Genomic DNA, 21,642 nt, shown 5'->3' with positions numbered 1-21,642 from the left:
GAGAGAGGCATGCAAACGACCGAGACTGTCGAGGAGACCACGGTAACGTTCGATCGACGCGGGACTGGCCAGCCGTTGGTCTTCCTCCACGGCGGGATGGCACCCAGCGAGTACTGGGACCCAGTCGTGCCACACTTCGACGACTACGCCACGATCGTCCCCCGGCGGCCAGGCTTTGGGACCTGCCGCGACGATCCAGGGGAGACGAGTGCCGACGAGGTACTGGATCGCGAGGTCGAGTACGTCCACACGCTCGTCGACGCCGTCGACGGTGAGCCGATCCTCTTCGGGCACTCCTACGGCGCGCTCACGGCCATCGAGGCTGCGACGGCTGCCGAGGTTGCGGCGGTCGTCGCCTACGAGCCGGCGATCCTTCCGGAGGGCTTCCGGGCCGAGGCCAACCTCGCCGACCGGATGGAGTCACTCATCGCGAGGGGCGAACGCCACGAGGCCGTCAAGCGCTACGTCGAACTGGTGTTACATCCCGACGGCATCGACGACCTCGACGGGTGGCTGGACGCGTGGCCACCCTGGCCTGCCTGCGTCGACCTCGCCGAGGAAGTGCTCCGGATGAACCGTGCCGTCGAGCAGTACCGACTTCCCGACCGGCTCGCCGTCGACGCTCCCGTACTCGTGCTGACTGGGACCGACGGCCCGGAGTTCCTGCGAGAGAGTGCTCGGGACGTCCACGAAGCGCTGCCCCACAGTCGTCTCGTGGAGTTCGATGGTATCAGTCACGGCGGGCCGAGTAAAGCGCCAGCGGTGGTCGCGACGGAAGTCGAGGCGTTCCTGCAGGCGTAGCGGGCGTGCTCGCTATAGTCCGCGCGTCACTACGACCGTAATTGAGGGCTCCAGTGCGACGCGGCTCTTAGGTCGACAGTATCACAGGAAAGATGCCGGTCTCCTCTGATAGGCCGACTGAGAGAGTATGAGAAGACGGCGCCTACTGGCCGGTATCGGATCCACAATATCGCTCGCAGGATGTCTCTCCAGTGAGCCGTATCCACCAGATACAACGTCCAGCAATACCACGCAGACTGCGACGGAGACGCCGACAGAAGCCTGTGCTGCCATCGCAACAGGGTTCGAGAAACCAGCACTCCCGAAGCCAGAGTCTCTCTCCGCGGAAGTTGCGGAGCAAGCAGGATACGAGGTCGAACGAGCATACCAGGAGACGCTCGACGTCTCGCCAGCGAACTTCTCTGAGGTACGGGGACACAGAGAGAATTCCTTCGACTACCGGTTGCTAGAGGCTCCAAGCACTGAACTTCAGTCGAGCTACCAGGTGGAAGTACTCGGGCTGGTCAGCTGGACGGAGGATCGGAAGGTCGGGAACGAGACCACGGAAACGATCCATTACGACAGGCCGCTCCGCGTCGCACTGTACGAAGTGACCGAGCGCCGGGTACAGCGTCGGTCTGGTATCGGAGATCTGGCAGGGACGGTTCTGTGCTGGTAGAGTCGGCAATCCACTCCCATCTACCAGTTTCGCTTCGTGCTCTGTCTATTTGATCTGACGCTCTCGTTCGGCATGCTCACCGCTCGATGGGGCGGCCCGGATATGCAGAATTGCTACTCGCCGGAGACAGTAAAGGATCTGCCGAGGCCATACCCTCTATTCTCTAACTTCTCAGACATGATCCCCCAGTAGACGAACCTGTAGGTCCCGGGTTCGAGAGGGCCACAGACGTGATAATTGGCCGCCGCATTTTCGAATGTCCCGGTCAGGCCATCTGCCGTCACTGGGAGATTCCACGTGAGGCCCTCCCCCGGTTTGTGGCGATAGGCGAGGTCATTGTACGCCACCTGTTCCCGTTTCGTTCCGAAGATGGAATGCCACCCGGACTTCCCTTGATACTGGATGTCGTACTTCGTCTTTGTCCCCGTCTCTCGTTGCTCGTCGGTCACGTTCGATACGTGAGCAACGAGGGTACCTCCAGGGGTTAGTGAACGGTTCTCGATATTCAGTTCAAATCCACCGAGGGGACCAGGTCCATGGACGACCCAGTTGGGGGCGAGTGGATACAACCCGTCAGGGCAGGACGGGGCAGGACTCGCCTGCCCATCTTCGATCGGTGTCGCAGTCGTATCGAGGACCGCAGTTTTCTGGGTAGGCGGCGGTGTGGGCGTCGCCGTCTGTGTCTGAGTCGTGGCGCCGACAGGTGTCTCACTCGCTGGCGACGTCTCGCTGGTCAGACAGCCAGTAACTGAAGTGCTGAGGCCTGCTGTGGCAACAGCGAGTAGCCGTCGACGAGTCAGAGAGGGCATTCTACAGGTGAGTGAGTGGTTCCCATATGAATGTTTTCTGGAAGAAAGGCAGAGAAAGCATTTATCGCTGGAATAGATTTCAGTGGACAATGAACAGGCGACGGGTGCTGGCTCTTTTGAGCGTCACTATCCCGATCTCAGGGTGTACCTTTCGTGGATCGGATACAGACGGTACCCCATCGGATCACCCACCGAGTACGACGTCTGAGCCCACGGCGGAGACTGCAACCTCCACGCCTACATCCGAAAACCCATCTCCACGAGCGTACCTTCCCGAATCGACTGACGGGTGGGAACTCGAGCGAACTGGCGATTTCGAGTGGTCCGTGCTCGGTGGAAACGATGGCATTCGAGGCTACTACACCGGCCCCGATGGCGGGAGCTACGAGGTACTGGTCATGTTCTCCGAGTACCCAGTCGACGGTAGTGCTCGTTCGTGGGCCTGCGCTGGCTGGCAAATTGCACTCGCTCTCGACAGTGTCGCGATGGCCGCGAGTACCGGTACCGACCAGCGGACGTTCACCCCGGAGAGACCGCCTCAGATGACACAGACGCCTGCCAGTGAGCGGGAAGCGGAGGTTCGCGAACTGCTGACGCTCTCACCGAAACTGACGGCAGCAGTCATCGAGGACAATCGGGTGGAATGCTCCTGATAGCCTCTCCATCGGATTTTCCCCCGGTACGATGCATATGTGACTCTACCACTCTTGGCGCGCAGTAGCGTACTTCCGGTAAATCAAGGGAGGGTGAGGTTATGGAGAGATCTCTCGCCTCAAATCGTAGCAGATCTACTTCGTCGCTATCGGCCGTGTGGATGGAGCTGATCCGGTAGCTCCGCCGTTTCTCCGGTATGAATCCTCCAGAGCGATGCGTACAATCCATCTTGTTCGACGAGTGCTTCGTGGTCACCCGATTCCACGATCCGCCCATCACGGAACACGAGCAACTGATCTGCCTCTCGAATTGTCGAGAGTTGATGGGCGATCACGAACGTCGTCCGTGTAGCGACAAGGTCGCGAAGGCTCTCTTGAATCAGCAACTCGGTCTGAGTGTCGACGTGGCTGGTCGCTTCGTCGAGAATCAGGATTGGTGGCTCCTTGAGAATCGCTCGAGCGATGGTAATCCGCTGGCGCTGACCGCCGGAGAGTTTCACACCTCGTTCGCCCACGTCTGTATCGTACCCATCGGGAAGAGTACGGATGAAACCGTGGGCGTTCGCACGCTTGGCTGCGTCAATAACTCGCTCTTCACTGGCGTCTGGGGCACTATACGCGATATTCTCACGGACAGTGCCCCCGAACAAGAACGGGTCTTGACTCACGTACCCGACTGCCTCGCGAAGACTCGCTACCGTCGTCGTCGATACGTCGGTACCGTCGATCGTGATCGTCCCGTCGTCGGTGTCATATAACCGCAGTAGGAGTTTCAATGCGGTCGATTTACCGGCTCCCGTCGGTCCGACGAGTCCGACAAACTCGCCAGGCTGGGCTTCGAAACTAACGTCTTTCAGCGTCGCGCTATCGGCGTTCGGGTACGTGAACGACACGTCGTCGTATTCGACGTGCCCGTCGACGCTTCTCAGTGGCTCTGCGTCGGCTGATTTGGTTATCTTCGTCGGGTATTGGATGAGGCCAAACACTCGTTTAGCCGACGCCCTTGCGTCGGTGTACGTATCGACTAGATCTCCAATCTGTGACGACTCCTTGACGAGCCGCCGTCCGTAGAAAAGGAACGTGACGAAGAGGCCTGCCGTGAGGGGGGCAGAAAACGCGAGTGGTGGCCCGAACAGCACCCACCATCCACCGACGACGACGATAGCGATCGACATCACTTCGGTGAGGAGTCGTCGAGTCGAGTAAAAGAATCCTGAAACCTTCGCTGCGCGCCAGTCGGCCTGCCAGAACGTTCGGGAATGCGTTTGAAGCTCTGAGCGCTCCCGATGCTCGGTACTGAACGTTTTGATCGTCTCGATGCCGTCGATCGCGTTCTGGACGTGCGCATTCAAGTTCCCAACTGCCGACCGACGGTCGTCGTAGCGCGGTTCGATCGCCTGCTGATAGGCGTACACCAGCCCGAGCATCAAGGGGAGAAACGACATCGAAAACACGGTGAGTTGCCAGTGCAGCCCGATCATGAAGCCGAGGAGTCCGAGCAGTAACGTCGTCGACTCGACGAACTGTCTGAGCCCGCCAAGGAGAAAGTCTCGTAACTGGTTGACGTCGTTGTTGAGGACGCTCATAACGTTCCCCGTTGCTTCGGTCTCGAAGAACGCCATATCGAGCCGCTGGGTTGCGTCGAAAGCATTCGTCCGGAGATCGTGAAGGACTGATTGCTGGAACCAGCGGAAGGTCACGAACTGGACTGCCTGCGTGATTGCTGTCGCCAGGGCGGTCGCCACGAAGAGCCCCGCGATAAAGACGAACTGGCCGCGTGTTCCAGTCGGAATCCACGTTTGTGGAACGAGTACGAGCGAGAGCGAGGTACGCTGTTGGGTGAAGAAGGCGTCGAGTGTCTCACCGAGGAGATACGGTGGGACGAGCGTGAGGAGCTGATGGAGAATCGTCGTCCAGACGGCGATGCAGAAGACACCGACGTTTCCTGGTACATATCGTCTGAGCAAATCCAGGAGTGGATCCGAAACTCCGCCTTCCTCTTCGTGCACAGTCCCAATGCCAGGGTGACGGTCCTCCCTGGTCATTCGTCGGAGGGTTGCCGGTACTCAATGACGATCGTTTCTGTTTGGCTACTCCCTCGCAGATTGGAGTGTGTGGCAGTAACGTGCGTTTGTTGTAGCAAATGCGCCCATAATCGCCCGGTCGGCGATCGCAGCTGCACTCGCGTGAGACCGGTTCTTTTCGCTCGTTTCTCCAGTAGTGATCGAGTCGAGCGGATGTCCCGTATCATCTGTTTGAGCCGCTGACGGGCGGCGGCCGGCCATAGCACTGCATCGAGCCACGGCTATGGCCGCCAGAAGACGACAGAATAATCTGACAGATTGAAAATAAGCTTTGTCCTTTCTGGAATTCGGACTCAATGCCGTGTCTGAGAGATTTAGACTCTTCTCAATTAGGTAATCGCCGTGGTTAGCAATCTCCGTAATTGGATGGCCGAGTTCGTCTACTCAGTCCGGGAAACGTGACTAGGAGTCCCCGGAGAGTCGTGGTCAGGACTCCTGAGAGAAGTCAGCCTGAGCGAGGGCGGCTCTGAAGCTCTCGAAGTATGTGTAGTAGGTCGGCAGGGAGTACTCGCCGTCGGCTTCGACGCCGCTCGTTCTAGGTGTGCGGCCCGGTCCTCGCCCAGTTGTCGGAGGTCTGTGAGGAGCACCTCAGTCCCGATGTCGCCGAGGCCACAGTCCACCTTGGTGTGTGCGTCGAAACTGGTTCCGTCTAGAACTGCCTGGGAACTACCGGATCGGTCTATATAAGGGGCGCATGTGTGGTCGCTGTACTGTCTATTATCACGCCCAAGCGGCTTCTCGACAGTAGCAACCAACAGGATACGATGTATCGCGGAAAATGGACCGTTGGTCTGTCCGTGCGCAGTTTCAGTCGGAGCCAACTTTGTGCAACTCTGCCGAAATCTCCCCGAGCCGTTCTTTGATGTCTCGCTCTATCTCAGACAGCTCTTGTTCGATCTTGTTCCTGGACTTCTCAATTTCTGTGCAGTGACCCTTGATCGTACTGAATCGACCGACCGATTCCTCGATTTCGTCGAGCTCTGATTGAAGCCGCTCGGCGTCGAATTCCTCACCGATATCGGCGTGTGACTGGAGTGCCCGAAGCCTCGCCCAGTTGTAGGCGATTCGCAGGTATCCGGGCTCAGGTTCGTCCTCGTCGCCCTCGCTCAGTGCGATGACGACGAAATCGTTGTCTATCTCCTCGAACCACCCCACCTTCTTCTCGGGGATGTTATCCAGCTGGTCGACGACGTAAATCCCGTAGTCGGCTTCCCGATTGGGAATTACGTCGGCCATTTCGTCCTTAATGCCTGACGTGGACTGGTAGGTAGTCTTCGCCTCAATCGCGATGCGCTGGTCTGTCTCACCGAGTTCGATTACGAAGTCTCCGACGTCCCGACCTTCCATCGCACCCTCGGTATCCCCGGTGAACTCGACAGTCGCATTTGTCTGTCGAACCATATCGTCGAGAATATTCTCGACGGTCGCTTCGAAGTCCTCTCCCTTGTAGTACGTCTCGCTCCGTATCTCCTCGCGTTTCTCCTCTTCTCCAAGCTTCTCGTGAAGCGACTCGAATTTCCGCTCGATCGTCGTCAGTAATCGGTTAGTCGGTGTGCCTTCTACGTCGGGGTCGAGCGCAGCACGTATCTTCTCACCATCTTCGCCAAACTCCTCGTCGAGGCGTTCCTTCAGGGGCCCCTCCTCGCCGAACGCCTCCTCGAAGTGGTCGATCAGCTTCCCATCTTCACCGATATGCTCCTGAAGTACTGCTTCCAGCTCACCGTCGTCGCCGACCTTCGCTTCGAGTTCCTCCCGGAACTCGTCGACTCCATCTTCGAGATTGCCCTCCAGGTCCGACAATCGACGTTCCACGAACTCGATATCCTGCGTCGTGTCCATGAGTTTCATCGCGGTGACGCCGACCTGTATTGCACGCCGGACCGACTCTTCACGTTCTGGGGGTGATCGATCCGAGAGAAAATCCACGACGTCGGCATCTTCGATCTCGAGGTCCTTGATCGTTAGCGACGAGGTGCCGGTATCGATGGTCACTTCTTCAGCTTTCGCCATGATGTCACTACCCACTACCGTACCAACTATTTAAATTGACGCCTCAACTGCTTCTACTGGTTGACATTTTCCACTTTTGATTGGAACCAACGGGTTCAGCACGAGGGTACTGTCTCATGCAACCAGTTCGTCGTCTATGATTTGGTGCCATTTCTCGACCATATCAAAGAACAATTCCAACGTTGACTGGAACTGGTCGTCATTCCACAAGACACGAGCAATTGTTTCGGAAACCTCCGGCGCTACAATATCAAGGGAGGAATCACGAAGAGTCGATTGGAGGGGTTGGCTACCTCGGACTCGTCTCCACTGAGTGTCCTTGAACGCATGACTCCCATCAATCACCTCTTGGTGGTCATCGATTATCCGCTCAATGTGCTCTTGACCAGTTGGACTAACTCCATATTCCACTCGTGGAGAATCGTCGAATACGAGCACTTTGAACGTGTAGCGGAGGTCATTTGGGTGGTGAGCTGCCGATACAAAACGGTTGCCCTTGAAATAGTCTTCTCGTTCTGTTGCCTGATCAGGTGACTCAATTTCAAATGTCTCTCCGAATCGCTTGTAGTACGCCTTCTCCAGTTGAGTCGTGAGCCAGGGAAGCGATTCATCAGAGGCGCGGCGTGACGGTAACGAAGGCTCCGTTTTGCTCTCCAAGCGGGTCTCGAATCCATAGAGACGCATCCCGTCAATTTCGAAAGGTGTGACCTGAACACACGTAATATCGACATCGTTAGTATCTCGCAAGTAGCCGGCGGCATCGATATCAGACGCCTTGAAGTCCTCTGCGAGTAGGAGGAGACGTGGTTCTGTCGCCGTGGTAAAGTCGACCTCTCGAAGAGGATCGGTCAGGTCAAAGTAATTAGCATGTGCCTGCCGGAGACTTTCGGTTGTCCCGTTTGTGAACCTGTCATACTCCTCGGCGACATCGTGGTAGCTCTTTGAACGAAAGTCCGCTGCGTACTCTAATGCTTGAACGAGCGCTGTGCGGGACCCCTTTCGACCTCCGCCTGCCTGTTTGAGTTCGATAACGACTACATGGCCCGTTTCGGCCACTCCCACCAGGTCGCCGCGTACGCCTGTTCGGGTCGAGAGTTCTGACTGGAGGTATAGGACATCGATCCCTCCAATTTGAACACCCTCGTGATTCTCAAGGAACGAATGAATCTCGCCTTCACTCTTTAGAGAGACCGCTTCATACAGATCATCAGATCCAGTTTCTGGGTAAATCTCCATGAATCTACAGCATTATGAATGTCAATCAAACTAAGGTTGATATCGCTGGGTCATACCAACAATCCTTGATTGGTATTGGTATTGCACTACTCTGTACAACAAATCTGGAGAAATAGCTTCAGTCCGCCTAAGCAATCATTTCCACCATTCTAGGCCGGTAGTCTGGCGTTCATAACCGGCCAAATCGTCCGGGAGGGCCATAGAGAGTACTCCAACAAACAGAACTAGATATCCCACCAAAGCCCCATCGGGGAGACAAACGACGGCTGTTTCACCGGCGAGAGAGGGTGAGAGAAACAATCCGAGAAACGGGGGGAGATTGCCCTGGCGCCAACAACACGGGGATGAAGTTTTCATAATCGGTTGCAGCCTGGCGATCTCGGGTTCGCTTCAACCGGCGTTTTCACGACAAGTATTGCTTCGAAATGGGCGTAAACACCGCGATTGAAGGGTCAAATTCCACGTGAGATGGCGAATCGACAAACCCTTGTTTAGAGCCGGTTGAGGCGGCTGAATTCGAACAATATGGTATGTCAGATCGATCCTACACCACCCGTCAAAAGCTGAGCTGACTGTCAACGACCCCCTGTTCCTGGCTGTGACCGTCGAACGGAGGCCCAAATCAACAAACCCTGTTTCAGACGGCTTCTACTCGGTGATTTAACCGGGTAGGGTATTCAGTGGATCAGTTCGCTCCACTCGCAGAACCGACCGCTCGTCGCCTGCAGTTCCACTCGCGCCTACACGATCTACACTCCTCGGCATTCGACCATCTAGTTCTCTGTCGGCAGAATTGCACCACCCTCCTTGCGGACATTAGAACCGATTTGGACCCTCGATCGAGCGATACAAACCCCGCTAGATCGGCGCTCGACGCCACTCACTGCCTGGGAGAAGGTTTGGAAGATCGCATTCGACCGCTCATTTCGCTGGCCACAATTGTGCGTACCGTCCTACCGCTTTATTCTTGCTCCACTGCGTTCAGCATCCAGCGAATCGGGTAGATTCCCGTCAACCCGGGTTCATCGATCTTGAACTGCTGGGGCGGCGTCGAGTCGCTGTAGGTCTTCTCGACCCGCGGTTCCCCCTCTGGCGGGTCGTTGAGGGCCGACAGAACCTGGTGCCCGTCGGTCTGGTTCATGACGATCCAGATAGCCTCCTCGACGCCACAGTCGGCCATCTTGTCGAAATCCTCCGGGACGGCACGGTGGACGTCGTTGTTGATGCGTTCGGCCTCGACGGCAGCGACCACGTCGCCGTCGTCGTCAAGCCCGGCGACGTCAAGGCGGCGACTCTCGTAGTCGTCGAAGGCGTCCTCCACTTCCGACTCGTCCGTGCCCATCGCTGCCGACGCGGGGAGCATCGTCCTATCTTCTTCACCGAGTTCGTAGTACGGCACCACTCGCTCGACGGGTGACTCCGAGTCTTCCACGAACTCCTGGACGAGATAGCGACGGCCGACCTCGACCAGGAGGACGTGGAGGCTGGACTCCTCCAGGTCGCCCTGGCCGTGGCCGTAGTCGACGCCCTTGCGGTAGCTCTCGCCGATGGTCTTCCGTCCCGACGGCGTCACCGTGTAGAGGCGGTGTGGGTGGTCGCCGTCGTGGCTGAGCAGGTTGGCCTCGACGAGCGCTTCCAGATCGTCACCGTCGAGGCCGACGTACTCCCGCAGGCGAATCATCGAGTCAGACAGCAGGTCGTACTCTAGCCGATCGTACCGGAGTTGCTGGGCGTTATAGACGGCCTGGAGGAACATGAGCTGGCGGTCAGACCACTCGTTGTCCTCACGCTCCTCCGGGGTAAGTTTGAGGTTGAGATTGCAGATGGGAACGTCGTCGCGCTCGACTTCGGCCAGCGACGAACAGCACTCGATAACCCGTCGCATGCCGTCGACGCTCGGGTCGTAGCGGTTGTGACACTCGGTACACCGGAGGGCGTCGACCTCTGGGCGGTATTCGACGGTGGGTGGCATGCGCTGGGTCGTCTGGAGCGGTGAGGGGACCACGCCGCCGCTGGTGGGCTGGAGCTCGTCGTCACCGTCGCCGGTAGAATCACCGTCAGTATCGCCGCTGTCGACCGTACTGGGTTCGACCAGCCGGATGCCCGCCTCCCGTTGCACCCGTTCGTGAACGTCCTCGAGTGCCTGTTGGAACCCCGCACGGGCTGGTGGTCGCTCGCTGGCGGGGTGGCCACGGGGCGGGTCGACGGACTGGCAGAGGAACGGCCGGGGTTCGGTCTCGTCGAAGCCAGCGGGCAGCGATACCAGCCACTCGCCTCGCTTGAGCGCCCGGAGGCGATTGCCGACGTCGGTCGTGGTCATGTCGTCAGTCGTGAAGCGCCGGGCAAGCTGGTCGTCGACGGCGACGTTCCCGGTGACGACCGTCGAGACGTTGTTCAGCACCTCGTCGTAGGCGCGCTGGCTTGCCTCACGCAGTTGTGCGGGAAACTGCATGGCCAGCGTCATCGCACAGCCGAAGCCGCGTGACTGGGCCAGCAGCTCCGAGAGGAGGTCGGAGACGGCGACCGACGACGCCTCCTCGACGTAGCAGTTGACCAGCGGGAGGTCGTCCGGTGCATCCTCTGCGTCGGCGTTGGTGGGTTGATCGTCCCCGCTGTCGTTCTGCTGGTTTGCCCGTCGCTTCAGCGCGCTCCAGAGGTTCGAGAGCACGACCAGGGCGAGGGCGCGCTGGGCCTCGCTCCGAAGCCCACCCGTGTCGACGATGACGACGACGTCCTCGTCGAGGACCTGATCGAAATCGAAGTGCGGGTCGCCCTCCTCCGGGACGTGGTTGAAGATCCGGGCGAGTCGCGGGTCGACAGGAATCTTCTCGATGCGGTTCGCCACGCCCTGCATGATTTCGTCGAACGTGCGCGCTCGATTGGACGTGACGCCGGCGAGCATGCGTTCGAGGTTCTCGTCGGAGACGGGCGGGGCGCGCTGCTGGTCGTGCATCAACTTGAGTGCCTCGTGGAGGTCCTGGTGGGCGAAGGCGTCGTCGCCGCTGACGGGGTCGAACATCGCCTTCGTGAGGTAGCGGATGATATCGGGCGACCGGACGGCCTGGTGGAACCGGTCGGGACCCATGATCTGGGCGAGGATCTCGACGTAGTGTTCGACGCGGTCGTTGACGGCACTCATCCGGGCGATCCCGGCTTCCAGATCCTGGCGGATGTCGAAGAAGGAGAACGCTGGGAGGATCTGTTCACAGTCGAAGTAGATCACGTTCTCCAGGTTCCCGAAGCGCTCGTAGTGGGCGCGCATGTACTCCGCGGGCATCCCGTCCCCTTTCGGGTCGATGAGGATGTCCGCGCCGCTCGTTTTGGCGTGGTTGTCGAGGATGGCGGTGGTGAGTGCGGTGGATTTCCCGGAGCCGGTTTTGCCGAACCAGGCGGTGTGGAGTGGCTGGAGGGCGGGTGGGAGCGCGACCGAGTTTGCTGTGGGTGTCCCGTCCTGTGTAATCGGGTTGCCAAGGGTGAGTCCGTGGGTCTGGTACCGTGCGAGTCGGTTTGCTGGCGGTGATGGTATCGAAGTACGTTCGCCGTGCGTCGGGTCGATGGCGCGTGTGCCCTCGCCGGTGAGGGCGCTCCCGTCGACGAGACAGAAGCTCCCGAGTTCTGCGGGGTCGGCGACGATGCCGCGGCTCTGTGGTCGTTTGAAGGGGAGTCTGTTATCGTAGTCTGGCTGGTGGAGGGTTCGTTCTTGGAGGGCCTCGTGGACCGAGCTTGGGTCGTCGGCCCGTTTCCCGGATATCTCGTACGTGGTATTGCTGACGTGGCTGAACGCGGACTGGAGGTCGGTCGCGACGGTGTCGGGGTGCTCGTACTGGAGCGCCCGGACGTTGACGACGAACGAGCGGCGGGCGTTCTTGGCGTCGAGTTCGTCGAGTCGTTGCCGTTCGTCGGAACTGGGTTCGTAGTCCTCGGCGATGCCCACGACGGTCTGGGAGAGTCGGCCGATCCTGGTGTCGGTGCCCTCTTTGATATCCCGCTGCCGGTAGGTCGCTTCGTGGGTCCAGTTCGGGTACGGCTGGACGAGGACCTGGACGACCGTCGGTGCATCGACCGTAGCGAGCGTCGCGACGAGGGCGCTCAATGGAATGCGGTGGTTCGTACTGTCGTTCGACTGGAAGTCCTGGAGTGGCGTGAGTCGGGTCTGCCAGTCCCTCGTTCGTTCAGGGTGGCCGTAGAACTCGACGGCCGTCGTCGGGGGTTCGTCGTAGAGGAGTGCCACAGCGGGATGGACGTCGGTTCGTGTGAGTTCGTACGACGTGGGGAAGCAGTCCCGGAGGACGTGTTCGAGGCCATCAGTGAGTTCGGGCGGGTCGATGCTGACCGTGTAGTCGATGGCGTTCTTGGTCGCGACCAGGAGCCACTCGATGGTCGGTTTCGAGGCGCCGGCGAGAAAGTCCGGGAGCCAGCTGTCCGGTTTTGGCGCTTCGAGCTGGTGGAGTCGTTCGAAGCTCGATGTGATATTGCTTGGGTCGAGTGGTTTCTCGGCCGGCGTGATCGTGAGGTAGGTGCGGTCGTCCGTAGCCGGGAGCGGTGTGTCTTCGGCATCGTCGTTGTTCCACAGCGACATTTCGTTCGCATGGGCGTGCGTGGTATGGGATTAGAATTAATTGCCTGCTAGAAGGGGCGAATTGAAGATGACGTCAGGAAAGCCCCCTCGCGCTCACGGGCTGCGACCGCACCTGCGCTCCTCGCTTCGCTGTGGTGCTTGGCGGGTCTCGCCTCGTGAGCACTCGGCCCCTTTCAGTCCCGGCCCGTGGGTTGGTGCGGACAGGCTACTATCTGGGCGAATAGCTCAGCAGAAATTCTGTGTGGCATACACGCGTGTCTCTCCTCCTTCTTCAGCGACTGCCACACCGATCCCTTCCGTGTTCCAGTAGGAGCGGAGGATGTTTTCCCGGTGGCCACTGGAGTTCATCCACTGGGTGACGATGCCACGGGCAATCTTCGTTTCGTTGCCATCGTGGTTGATGCTCGCTCCGCTTTCGGCTACGATATCTGCCGAAGCATAGGTGTAGGCGATGTTCTCACCACCGCCAGACCTCGTATTCGAGGAAACACGGACGCTACAATCGATCCCGAACCGTTCGTATCGGTCCTCGAAGCTGTGACCGGCTGGTGATTCGTGCGCGAAGTACCCCTCAGTAGCCATATCTTCGCTGTGATATCGTGCAGCCTTCCGAATTTGGGCGTTAAACTGGAGTTCAGTGAGGCCTCGACTGGCTCGCTCCCGGTTAACGAACCGGTGAATCTGGTACGCTACTTCTGTTCGATTGACTCCAGACTGTGATTCGACCATCCCATCAGAGGATGCTGGATTCGAATCTGGAGTCGCAGGGGCGGATGAATTCAGGACTCCTGCCAGGCCTGCCGAACTGGCCAGATCACCGGCCGTGTTATCGATGGGGGCGATCCCTGTGCCGGTGGTTGCACCGATGAGGAATGCGAGCAGGACAACCAGAACAGAACCCAGTACTGCCCGTTTGCTCCATCGGGTGGCCCTGCGCCTCCACAGATACCGGTTCGGCCAGTGAGTGATGATTCGGAGTCCCGGCAATCCTGCTTTCCACCCGCAGTCGTCGCAGGCTGTGAATCGCTGGGTGCCCCGTTTCGTCACCCAGTTTCCACAGTTGGGACAGTCTCCCTTGTACCGCTTTCCGGCGAAGGCGCCAGCAGTTACCGTTCGGATCCTGCTGAGAATACCGTTGCTTTCGGTCGTCTCCTCCGTTGCTCGTCCAGCAATACTCCCGTCCCGTGCGACGTCAGGCCCCTTCGAATACGTGGGTGAACGAGAGTCAGCAGATTTCGTCCCATCGTGTTCATCCTTCGCCTCTCCGATGGTAGTCGTACTGGAGGGGTCAGCTGTGGGGTCAGTCCCTTCCTGACGAAACTCCGGTCCCAACGTCGTCGTCTGATCGAGTCCAGGGCAGTCGTGATTCTCCGGGAGCGTGTGCTCACTACAGTAGTTTCGACTGCAGTACTTACAGGCGTGCGTGAGCCCATCGTTCGTCCCGCAGTACTCACAGTCTGGCATCCGAGACTGATCCAGTTATTGCTAGTGTGTGGTAAGTAGATTGTGGCGATATTCTGCTCTCCTACTCCGCTGCCATCCGAAATCAAGTGGACTGGCCGATATGCTTAGTGCGCTGGATACCCTCTATATAGACAATGTGTGGGCGTACCTCCCTGTTCCTCGAACCCGACGACCTCGAGGAGCGTTTCGGCGCCGAACTCGTCACCGACGGCGGGGTGGACTACCGACCACGGTTCAACATCGCCCCTGGCGATGACCTCGAAGTCATCACGAACGAGGCCCCCGAGACGATCGCCCAGTTCCAGTGGGGGCTCGTCCCGTCCTGGGCGGACGACCCGAACCAGGGGATGATCAACGCCCGATCGGAGACGGCCGCAGAGAAACGCTCGTTCGGGGAGGCCTGGGAACGCCGCCCGTGTCTCGTCCCGTCGACGGGCTTCTACGAGTGGCAGGAGCGCGACGTCGGTGGCAAGCGGCCCTACCGTATCTATCGCGACGGTGACGACCCTGCGTTCGCGATGGCGGGTCTCTGGGAGCGCTGGGAGGGCGACGGTGAGTCGCTGGCCACGGTGACGATACTGACGACCGAACCCAACGACGTCGTCGAACCCATTCACGATCGAATGCCGGTCATCCTCGAAAAATCGCGCGAACGGGACTGGCTGGATGCCGGGCCCGACGAACGCCGGGAACTGTGTCGGCTGTACCCCGGCGACGACCTCGACGCCTACCCCATCTCTACTGCGGTTAACGACCCATCTCACGACCACGCTGGGATCATCGAAGAGGACGAGTCGGAACAGACTGGACTTGGGGAGTTCTCGTAACGGCGCAATTCAGACGGATGACTAGTGCGCAGTCGCGTGATTCCTCCGTCCTCTGACAGCAGGGCTATATTCCTTCCCAGATAGGGCACCACTATGGCAGAACATGTCGGTGTTGACTGGGGCTCGAACGGGTGGGTCTGCGCACGATGGAACGACGGCGATGGATGGGACGCAATGGTGCTTCCTTCGTTCCTCGACGTCTGGTGTGAGTACGAGAGTGCGGACCGGATTCTGGTCGATATTCCGATTGGACTCCCTGACGTCGGCGACCATCGAGCGTGTGACACGGAGGCGAAGGAGGTCCTCTCCCACGCGCACCAACGCGTATTCTTGACACCACCTCGCAAGGCCCTGGAGCACGAATCATACGAGAAGGCGAAAGAGGAGACGGATTCGTCGATGACGACCCAGGCATGGAGCATCCTGCCGCGCATCCGTGAGGTAGACACGTTCCTGTCGGAATATCCGGAGGCGAAGGGCCAGATTCGCGAAGCTCACCCAGAGGTCTGTTTCGAGAAACTTGATGGCGGTGTCGGCGGAGCGTCGTCCAAACAGTCTGAATCGGGCGTCGAGGCCCGGATTGAAATCCTCAAACAATTCGACGAGTACGACGTCGACGAAGCATATCCCGATCTCGTCGACGAACACATCGAGAACCTCGACGCGTGGGGCCGACGGTTTCGCTCGTCCAACAGGGACGACTTGCTTGATGCGATGGGCCTGGCCGTCATGTCGTCACGAGCGGGTGACGCGCTGCGATTCCTTCCTGTTGCTGCCGAGAGCCCACCAGAAGATAGCGAGGGCCTTCCGATGGAAATCGTCTATTTTGACCCATCGAGCCAGTGAGTCGATCATCGACGAACGTCGGTGGGCTTAGTAGTGGGAATCTGATCTGGGCGTGGTTGGTCCAACAGCAACCTGAGGAGGCCGTTCACAGGTCGACGTCGAACCGCTGGACCTCTTGCTGGAAGTGAGCCCGTCGCTCGTCTCGCTGGGTCTCGTCGTACCCCTCCGTTTCGGGACAGTGGACGAGTTCGACGGTCACGCAATAGCGGTCTCCTTCGTTATCGATCCACTCCAGGAGTTCGGCGGCGTCGACCCGGATCCACCCCAGTGGTTCGTCCGTGTCCACGTCGAATAGCTTCAGCTCCGGTTCGCCGAATCCGGTGGCAACGACTTCTCCTTCTGACTCGAACCGTGACTGTTCGGCCTCGAGTGAGCGGTCGACGCCGTGTCGGTCCCGCGAAACTGAAACGGTGAGTGTGAACTTCGCGGGATAGTACCTTGCATCGACCGGGAATCGATCCATCGCCAACGTGAGCTTGCCATCGCCTGGTGGGTCGTCGATACGCGTCAAGTACATCTCGGAGACGATGGTGTCGAGACCGGTCTCAAGGGCCTCGAGATCAGCGTCGTACTTCAGCGAAATCGTCATCGTCGTGTTGGCCTCGCTGTCGTGGTTCAAGATACTTGGATGTCTGTGTGTGACCGCGCTGACCGGTACGTTTCCGTGACCTCTCCAGAGTCAGGATTCAGTGTCCAGGACAGTGCCGTCTCCAATGTCGAGGGCACCATCCAGGTCTTCCAGTAGCTCCTGACCCTCTTCGTGGAGTTCGTTGGCCCGTTCGAGCGACACCTCGCCGTCTTCGAGCTGGGTGATGATGGCTTCGAGTCGTTCCGTCTTCTCGCCGATGGAGTTCTCGGTCATAGTTGTCATTAGAGGGTGGTGATGATGTAGCCCAGTGCCAGGAGCAGGAGGAGTACCAACGCCGCGATGGCGATCCGCTGGCGGCGCCTGGCGGTCTCGTATGCCTCGACTGCCTCCGCAGTCTCCTGCTCGTGGATGATCTGTTGTTTGCGTTGCTCGTGGGCGTGGTCGAGCCGGTTCTGGAGTGAGGTGAGCCGTTCCCGAGTGACTGTCTCGAACGCGTGGTCGAGGTCGGTGGACAGCTGGGCGAGTCGATCCGAGACGAGCTGCTGGTACGCGCCGTCGAGGGCCTGTTCGTAATCGTCGACGCGGTTGGTCACCGTTCGTCCGTAGGCGTCTTCGAGTCGGTCCGAGAGCGTCTCGAGGTTGTCCTTCAGGTCGTCCTTCCGCGGGACGACCTCGCCGACCTCGGTGGGCGTCATGACGCGCTGGTCGGCGACCTCGTCGGCGAGGGTGCGGTCGTTCTCGTGGCCGACGCCGACGACGATGGGTGTGTCCGTGCCGTGGATGACACGGCACAGCGGCGTCTCGTTGAACACCCGGAGGTGTTTGTCGGCGCCACCGCCTCGTGTGAGGACGATCAGGTCGACGGTCGCGTCGTCGTCGAGTTCGCTGATGGCGCTCATCATCGACATCATCGCGTCGTCGCCCTGGACGCTCGTGCCCTGGACGACGATATCGACGCCCGGGTGGCGCTCGTGAATGGACGTGACGGCGTCCGTCCTGGCGTCGCTCTCGGCGCTCGTCGCGATGCCGATTCGGGTTGGGAGTTCGGGGAGCGGCTGTTTCGTGTCGGGGTCGAGCAGGCCGTCCTCCTCGAGTGTCCGTCTGTTCTCCGCGTACACCTGCTGGTAGGTTCCCTCGCCGACCTCGACGATGTCGTCGACGACGATGGAGACCTGACCCTCTGCTTCGTAGTACGAGAGGTCACCCTTGACCGCGACCTGCGTGCCGTCGTCGACGTCCAGGGCGAGCGTGTCGAGTTTGTACGAGTAGACGACGCAGTGGACGGTGGCGTTCTCGTGGACCAGGTCGAAGTGCCCGTGGCCGTTCGAGGAGACGCCGTAGCCCGAGACGTCCCCGAGGACGTAGTCGTAGTCGAGGTCCGGTGCGTTCTGGACGAGCGCGGCGATCTCGTCGTTGAGGGCGTCGACGAACGTGATATTCTCCGAGTCGAGCGTATCGTGGTAACTCTGGAGGTCAGTTGGTGGGTCGGCGCTCGACTCGGTGCCCATTGCCGTGTACTTGGCCGAATCTGCTATAAAAATCGTTCCGTCAGTGACGTGCCGACCAACCCCGTCAGATACACGGGCACACGGTTTCCGACGAAACGGCCGACGCAAATGCTTAATGGCAGCGCCTGTAACTAGCAGCCACCGATGCAACTGGACGAAGCGCTCGAAGCGGCACTCACTGAGTACGAGATGTCGCGGAGCGAAGACGCCGCGGAATCGGGCCGCGTCGTTGCAACACTGCAGGACTGACCGGTTTTTAGCGCAGGTCTCGAATAGCGTCTGCGAATGCTGCTTTCGACAGGCCAGGAGCGTCACGGAGTTCCGGTTTCTCGGCCCGCTCGACGGCATCTTCCACGAACGTTATCCAGAGGTGTTCGTGTTCCGTGGCATAGATCTGTTTGGCTTCGCTGGGATACATGTCGAGTTCGTAGTCGGGCAGGTCGATCTCGACGCCGTGTTTTCGTTCGACCGTCGTCGTTCCGAACCGACGCAGATGTTTGAAGAGGACGTTGTTTCGACGGACCGTCAACAGGCGCTTGGAGTCGGTAATGTACTCGTCGACCCACGCGTGCCACTCCTCGGTCCCGGTGACCGTTTCTGGCAGCATGAAGCTCGCGTCGAACCGGCGGAGGTAGAACTGGACGAGTGCCACTGCGGTCCGATGGTTCGCGTTCGGGAGTGGGTGGGTGAGGATGAGATTCGACGCGAGACGTCCCGCGATCTGAGTCGCTGATCCCTCCCAGGCTGTCCGGTCGAGGACGTTCGGGAGTGCCTCGATGTCGATGCTCTTGTATGCTGTCACTGGCTCCCCTTCTTCCGCCTCGTTTTGGGAGACGAGTGCCTCGTAAATCTCGAGCAATCGAACGACGATCGTTCTGTTGTCGTCGTCCATGTCGGCGAGCGCTTCGCCTAGGTCGAAGTCGATACTGTCGACGGTCCCCCTCGTCCCCTGTGCGGTGTAGACCACGTGAACCGCCTCGGGGTCAAGCCCCGAGGCTTCCCGTGGATTAGTCGGACACGCCTCGGATACCATCGGGATGATGCCCTCTCGCGGTATCCAAGGCCACGGTCGGGGCGTCCACGGCCCCCGATGCCTGCCGTCGCACCTTCCGAACTTGGGGAAGGTTGTTGAGAGTAGGCACATTCCAGTCTTGATGCTTCTCGATACTTTTCACAGCGATGTTGACACTCGCACTTCGGTCGGCGTGGTCCTGATGCTGGCACGACCGACACTTGAACCGCTTTCTGTTGCGGTTCGCTCGCTCCGTGTGTCCACAGCTCGGACACTGTTGACTCGTGTACTCGGGGTCAATCCACGCTGTTGGGACACCCTTGAAGGCGGCCTTGTACGATGTGTAGTATTGGAGCGCACGGAACGGCAGGTGGTGCAAACGTCGGTTCATCCGAGTACCGTAGTCGATACTGTCGCGCATCTCTTTGAGGTCTTCAAAGACGACGCACGGTGTCTCAAACTGCTTGGTCCACTCCACGATGTGACGGCTCACCTTGTGGAGTCGGTCACGGACGAACCGTTCTTCCCGTCCTTCAAGCGTATCGTGCATACTCGGTTTCTCGGCGTTCTGCACCCGCTTTCGCATCGTGAAGTAGCGGTGACGCTCAAACTTGATTTCGGGGAAATCAATGACCAGCGTATCCTCGACGCCCTCTGCTGACAGTGCCGACAGTGCCACGTTGTCTTCGTTCACGTCCACGCCGATGACTGTCCGAGAGTCCTGTTTCTCTCGGACGGTACGCTCGGTGTTCGTGACATTGACGTGCAACTCGGGCGTTCCGTCGTGGAACAGGGCTTCGGCTGTCCCGATAGCCCACTCGTCACCAGCGAGTGCCGCCCGCAGAATGTCGAGATGGGTGTCGTCACCCTCCAGTACGCCTTTGACGTGCTTGTACGGTTTGGCACTGATACGGAACTCCATGGTTCCGTCGTCTCGAAGCGTGAGGTTGTAGCCTTCTTCGTAGTTGGCTCGAAGCGGATACGCGCCGTCTTTGGTGTGGCTCGGCTGGCCGAAGTCGTCGTACTCGTGGTAGTTTTCCATCGCGCCGAGTGCCTTCGCTACGACACGTTGTGTAGTGTTTTTCACGAGGTCGGCGTCATCGGCCACACGGCCGGGGATTTCGTCCCAGTCCACGCCCTGCTTGGCGAGACGGATGGTTTCGTTGTAGGCCCACCGTGATTCGAGCGTGGCGTCTTCCAGCAGACTTTCGTTGTCACTCTGGATGTTGAGTTGGAAATCCAGCGTCTTCACGAGAGTCTGTACGTCGGTCATTCTTCGGATTCGGTGAGCCAGTCTTGGACGAGTCCACGCACGACTTCGGACTTGGTTTTCTCAGCGTCGATACATTGCTTCGAGAACTCCTTGTATAGCTCGTCCTCGAAGTCCACAGTGAGTCGTTTAGTCATCTCACACGTATTGCTTATTCACTGAAATGCTTAATTCTTGTCCACGTACTGTCTGTATGGGCGAGAAATGGTCAAACCACACAGTATACAACGTCAACTACCACTTCGTGTAGTGTCCGAAGTATCGAGACCCGATACTGGGTGTGATCGAAGATTCACTGGAATCGAGTTTTCGAGCGGTGTGTGACAAGTACGACTACGAGATACTGTCGTTACACATCTCACCCGACCACGTACACCTGTTCTCGTCGGCACATCCCAAACACGCCCTCAGTGAGATTGTACGGACAGTCAGAGCATTACAGCACGAGAGATGTGGCAACAGCACGAACCTCTGTTACAGGAATACCTGTGGGGCGGTGGGTTCTGGGAAGAATCGTACTACGTCGGGACGGCTGGTGACGTTTCGACCGATACGAGTGAACAGTACATCGAGCGAACGGAACACGTTTACAGAGCTTACGGCCTTCACCCTCGGGGTCAAGCCCCGAGGCACTCGGCCTGTTCCGCCTGTAGACCACGTAGAACTCACTGTCGTGATCGTAGGAGCGGACCTTCACGGTCACGTCATCGTCGTATCCGACGACTTTGGTGAGCGCTACAGCTGGGTCGTCGTGGACGAAGTCGAGCGAGTGTCGCCTGTCGCCCGGGTGGTGGTAGTAGACGTGTCCCATCTGACAGGGACGGCATGATTCGTGTTCGTTTATGAATCTCCGTCCACGGTGGCTGAACGGACTTATTCGGTTTCGAAAGTCACCTTGCGGCCCTTTTCAGTCTCGTTTGACGTGGTGGATGTGATCGGCGAGCGCCGTAAGTTCGTGGTATGGTGGCGAAGCTCGTCATGGCCCTGACCCCCGTTTCAACTCCAGAGATCCACGACCATCGAGGGAAGCTGTCATCGCTTCCCGGCGCTGGAAACCGGCTCTTGGTATCTCCCCGTATTTTCACGATCGGTGATTTCGGCCGGTAGAATAACTCTCATCGGGAGATACCGGTCGTGTGTGAGTGGGCAGATACGAGGGTAGCAGAGCCAGTCATCGGTCACAACTGGCTTGCAACGGGTCTACGAGGGAGTGAACGGGACATTTCACGACGACTGTGGGTCAACCGAAGCGATGGCCTGGTCCTGTCCTGTGCCGGATGTGCGCTTCACAATCGG

General features: G+C 59.1%; 17 protein-coding genes and 2 pseudogenes. 6 read left to right on the top strand and 13 right to left on the bottom strand.

Annotation, left to right across the window (positions count from 1 at the left end; all coding sequences use genetic code 11):
* Nucleotides 1-9 precede the first annotated feature (9 nt).
* Both BM337_RS09085 and BM337_RS20560 read left to right on the top strand, forming a co-directional pair.
* A complete protein-coding gene (locus BM337_RS09085) occupies nucleotides 10-801 on the top strand; it encodes an alpha/beta fold hydrolase (protein WP_089816160.1) in 792 nt (263 codons plus the stop codon).
* 127 nt (nucleotides 802-928) lie between these two features.
* A complete protein-coding gene (locus tag BM337_RS20560; RefSeq protein WP_143117683.1) occupies nucleotides 929-1,459 on the top strand; it encodes a hypothetical protein in 531 nt (176 codons plus the stop codon).
* A gap of 113 nt (nucleotides 1,460-1,572) precedes the next feature.
* On the opposite strand, the gene BM337_RS09080 is transcribed toward BM337_RS20560, so the two are convergent.
* The gene (locus tag BM337_RS09080) at nucleotides 1,573-1,908 is read right to left on the bottom strand and encodes a hypothetical protein (RefSeq protein WP_089816158.1); all 336 of its coding nucleotides are present in this window, start codon (nucleotides 1,906-1,908) and stop codon (nucleotides 1,573-1,575) included.
* Nucleotides 1,909-2,594: 686 nt separating this feature from the next.
* Here BM337_RS09080 and BM337_RS09075 point away from each other — a divergent pair.
* Nucleotides 2,595-2,921 (top strand): hypothetical protein, encoded by a 327-nt coding sequence (locus BM337_RS09075; RefSeq protein WP_089816156.1) that lies wholly within the window; start codon nucleotides 2,595-2,597, stop codon nucleotides 2,919-2,921.
* A 146-nt stretch (nucleotides 2,922-3,067) separates the two neighbouring features.
* Here the strand turns inward: BM337_RS09075 and BM337_RS09070 are convergent, their stop codons facing one another.
* The 6 genes and pseudogenes from BM337_RS09070 to BM337_RS21895 all read right to left on the bottom strand — a co-directional run bounded on the left by BM337_RS09070 (nucleotide 3,068) and on the right by BM337_RS21895 (nucleotide 14,294).
* Entirely contained in the window at nucleotides 3,068-4,966 is a 1,899-nt protein-coding gene (locus tag BM337_RS09070; RefSeq protein WP_089816154.1) for an ABC transporter ATP-binding protein, read from the bottom strand.
* 465 nt (nucleotides 4,967-5,431) lie between these two features.
* A pseudogene (locus tag BM337_RS21900) lies at nucleotides 5,432-5,542 on the bottom strand (hypothetical protein); the annotation flags it as partial.
* Nucleotides 5,543-5,812: 270 nt separating this feature from the next.
* Complete coding sequence (locus BM337_RS09065; protein WP_143117682.1) at nucleotides 5,813-7,030, bottom strand: hypothetical protein; 1,218 nt, start codon at nucleotides 7,028-7,030, stop codon at nucleotides 5,813-5,815.
* A gap of 99 nt (nucleotides 7,031-7,129) precedes the next feature.
* Nucleotides 7,130-8,251 (bottom strand): hypothetical protein, encoded by a 1,122-nt coding sequence (locus BM337_RS09060; RefSeq protein ID WP_089816150.1) that lies wholly within the window; start codon nucleotides 8,249-8,251, stop codon nucleotides 7,130-7,132.
* Between the two features lie 961 nt (nucleotides 8,252-9,212).
* Entirely contained in the window at nucleotides 9,213-12,830 is a 3,618-nt protein-coding gene (locus BM337_RS21575; RefSeq protein ID WP_089816148.1) for a type IV secretory system conjugative DNA transfer family protein, read from the bottom strand.
* A gap of 225 nt (nucleotides 12,831-13,055) precedes the next feature.
* Complete coding sequence (locus BM337_RS21895; protein ID WP_089816145.1) at nucleotides 13,056-14,294, bottom strand: CAP domain-containing protein; 1,239 nt, start codon at nucleotides 14,292-14,294, stop codon at nucleotides 13,056-13,058.
* A 134-nt stretch (nucleotides 14,295-14,428) separates the two neighbouring features.
* Here BM337_RS21895 and BM337_RS09045 point away from each other — a divergent pair, with 134 nt between their 5' ends.
* Nucleotides 14,429-15,121 (top strand): SOS response-associated peptidase, encoded by a 693-nt coding sequence (locus BM337_RS09045; protein WP_089816143.1) that lies wholly within the window; start codon nucleotides 14,429-14,431, stop codon nucleotides 15,119-15,121.
* A 93-nt stretch (nucleotides 15,122-15,214) separates the two neighbouring features.
* A complete protein-coding gene (locus BM337_RS09040; RefSeq protein WP_089816141.1) occupies nucleotides 15,215-15,967 on the top strand; it encodes a DUF429 domain-containing protein in 753 nt (250 codons plus the stop codon).
* An 85-nt stretch (nucleotides 15,968-16,052) separates the two neighbouring features.
* On the opposite strand, the gene BM337_RS09035 is transcribed toward BM337_RS09040, so the two are convergent.
* From BM337_RS09035 to BM337_RS09010, 6 genes are all read right to left on the bottom strand, one after another.
* A complete protein-coding gene (locus tag BM337_RS09035; protein WP_143117681.1) occupies nucleotides 16,053-16,556 on the bottom strand; it encodes a hypothetical protein in 504 nt (167 codons plus the stop codon).
* A gap of 90 nt (nucleotides 16,557-16,646) precedes the next feature.
* Nucleotides 16,647-16,829, bottom strand: a complete 183-nt coding sequence (gene xseB, locus BM337_RS09030) for an exodeoxyribonuclease VII small subunit (RefSeq protein WP_089816137.1) — start codon at nucleotides 16,827-16,829, stop codon at nucleotides 16,647-16,649.
* A gap of 8 nt (nucleotides 16,830-16,837) precedes the next feature.
* Nucleotides 16,838-18,064, bottom strand: a complete 1,227-nt coding sequence (xseA, locus tag BM337_RS09025; protein ID WP_089816134.1) for an exodeoxyribonuclease VII large subunit — start codon at nucleotides 18,062-18,064, stop codon at nucleotides 16,838-16,840.
* A 256-nt stretch (nucleotides 18,065-18,320) separates the two neighbouring features.
* Nucleotides 18,321-19,031: a DUF8172 family protein gene (locus tag BM337_RS09020; RefSeq protein WP_089816132.1), complete on the bottom strand. Its 711-nt coding sequence runs from the start codon at nucleotides 19,029-19,031 to the stop codon at nucleotides 18,321-18,323.
* Nucleotides 19,032-19,071: 40 nt separating this feature from the next.
* On the bottom strand, nucleotides 19,072-20,349 hold the full coding sequence (locus BM337_RS09015) for an RNA-guided endonuclease InsQ/TnpB family protein (RefSeq protein WP_089816130.1): 1,278 nt from the start codon (nucleotides 20,347-20,349) through the stop codon (nucleotides 19,072-19,074).
* The gene (locus BM337_RS09010; RefSeq protein WP_083258760.1) at nucleotides 20,346-20,483 is read right to left on the bottom strand and encodes a plasmid partition protein ParG; all 138 of its coding nucleotides are present in this window, start codon (nucleotides 20,481-20,483) and stop codon (nucleotides 20,346-20,348) included. Before BM337_RS09010 ends, BM337_RS09015 begins: the two co-directional genes overlap by 4 nt.
* Nucleotides 20,484-20,539: 56 nt before the next feature.
* On the opposite strand from BM337_RS09010, the pseudogene tnpA reads away from it, so the two are divergent.
* Nucleotides 20,540-20,934 (top strand): annotated as a pseudogene (gene tnpA, locus BM337_RS09005) (IS200/IS605 family transposase); the annotation flags it as partial.
* Nucleotides 20,935-21,642 lie beyond the last annotated feature (708 nt).

The sequence above is a fragment of the Halomicrobium zhouii genome (assembly GCF_900114435.1).
GTDB lineage: Archaea > Halobacteriota > Halobacteria > Halobacteriales > Haloarculaceae > Halomicrobium > Halomicrobium zhouii.
The sequence above is the reverse complement of the archived record's forward strand: the minus strand, read 5'-3'. Positions and strand labels throughout refer to the sequence as shown.

What these genes read in the sequence shown, in the direction of transcription:
- BM337_RS09085 (WP_089816160.1), top strand. Translation starts at nt 10, where the DNA reads ATGCAAACGACCGAGACTGTCGAGGAGACCACGGTAACGTTCGATCGA.
- BM337_RS20560 (WP_143117683.1), top strand. Translation starts at nt 929, where the DNA reads ATGAGAAGACGGCGCCTACTGGCCGGTATCGGATCCACAATATCGCTC.
- BM337_RS09070 (WP_089816154.1), bottom strand. Translation starts at nt 4,966, where the DNA reads ATGACCAGGGAGGACCGTCACCCTGGCATTGGGACTGTGCACGAAGAG.
- BM337_RS09060 (WP_089816150.1), bottom strand. Translation starts at nt 8,251, where the DNA reads ATGGAGATTTACCCAGAAACTGGATCTGATGATCTGTATGAAGCGGTC.
- BM337_RS21575 (WP_089816148.1), bottom strand. Translation starts at nt 12,830, where the DNA reads ATGTCGCTGTGGAACAACGACGATGCCGAAGACACACCGCTCCCGGCT.
- BM337_RS21895 (WP_089816145.1), bottom strand. Translation starts at nt 14,294, where the DNA reads ATGCCAGACTGTGAGTACTGCGGGACGAACGATGGGCTCACGCACGCC.
- BM337_RS09045 (WP_089816143.1), top strand. Translation starts at nt 14,429, where the DNA reads ATGTGTGGGCGTACCTCCCTGTTCCTCGAACCCGACGACCTCGAGGAG.
- BM337_RS09040 (WP_089816141.1), top strand. Translation starts at nt 15,215, where the DNA reads ATGGCAGAACATGTCGGTGTTGACTGGGGCTCGAACGGGTGGGTCTGC.
- BM337_RS09035 (WP_143117681.1), bottom strand. Translation starts at nt 16,556, where the DNA reads ATGACGATTTCGCTGAAGTACGACGCTGATCTCGAGGCCCTTGAGACC.
- xseB (WP_089816137.1), bottom strand. Translation starts at nt 16,829, where the DNA reads ATGACCGAGAACTCCATCGGCGAGAAGACGGAACGACTCGAAGCCATC.
- xseA (WP_089816134.1), bottom strand. Translation starts at nt 18,064, where the DNA reads ATGGGCACCGAGTCGAGCGCCGACCCACCAACTGACCTCCAGAGTTAC.
- BM337_RS09015 (WP_089816130.1), bottom strand. Translation starts at nt 20,349, where the DNA reads ATGACCGACGTACAGACTCTCGTGAAGACGCTGGATTTCCAACTCAAC.
- BM337_RS09010 (WP_083258760.1), bottom strand. Translation starts at nt 20,483, where the DNA reads ATGACTAAACGACTCACTGTGGACTTCGAGGACGAGCTATACAAGGAG.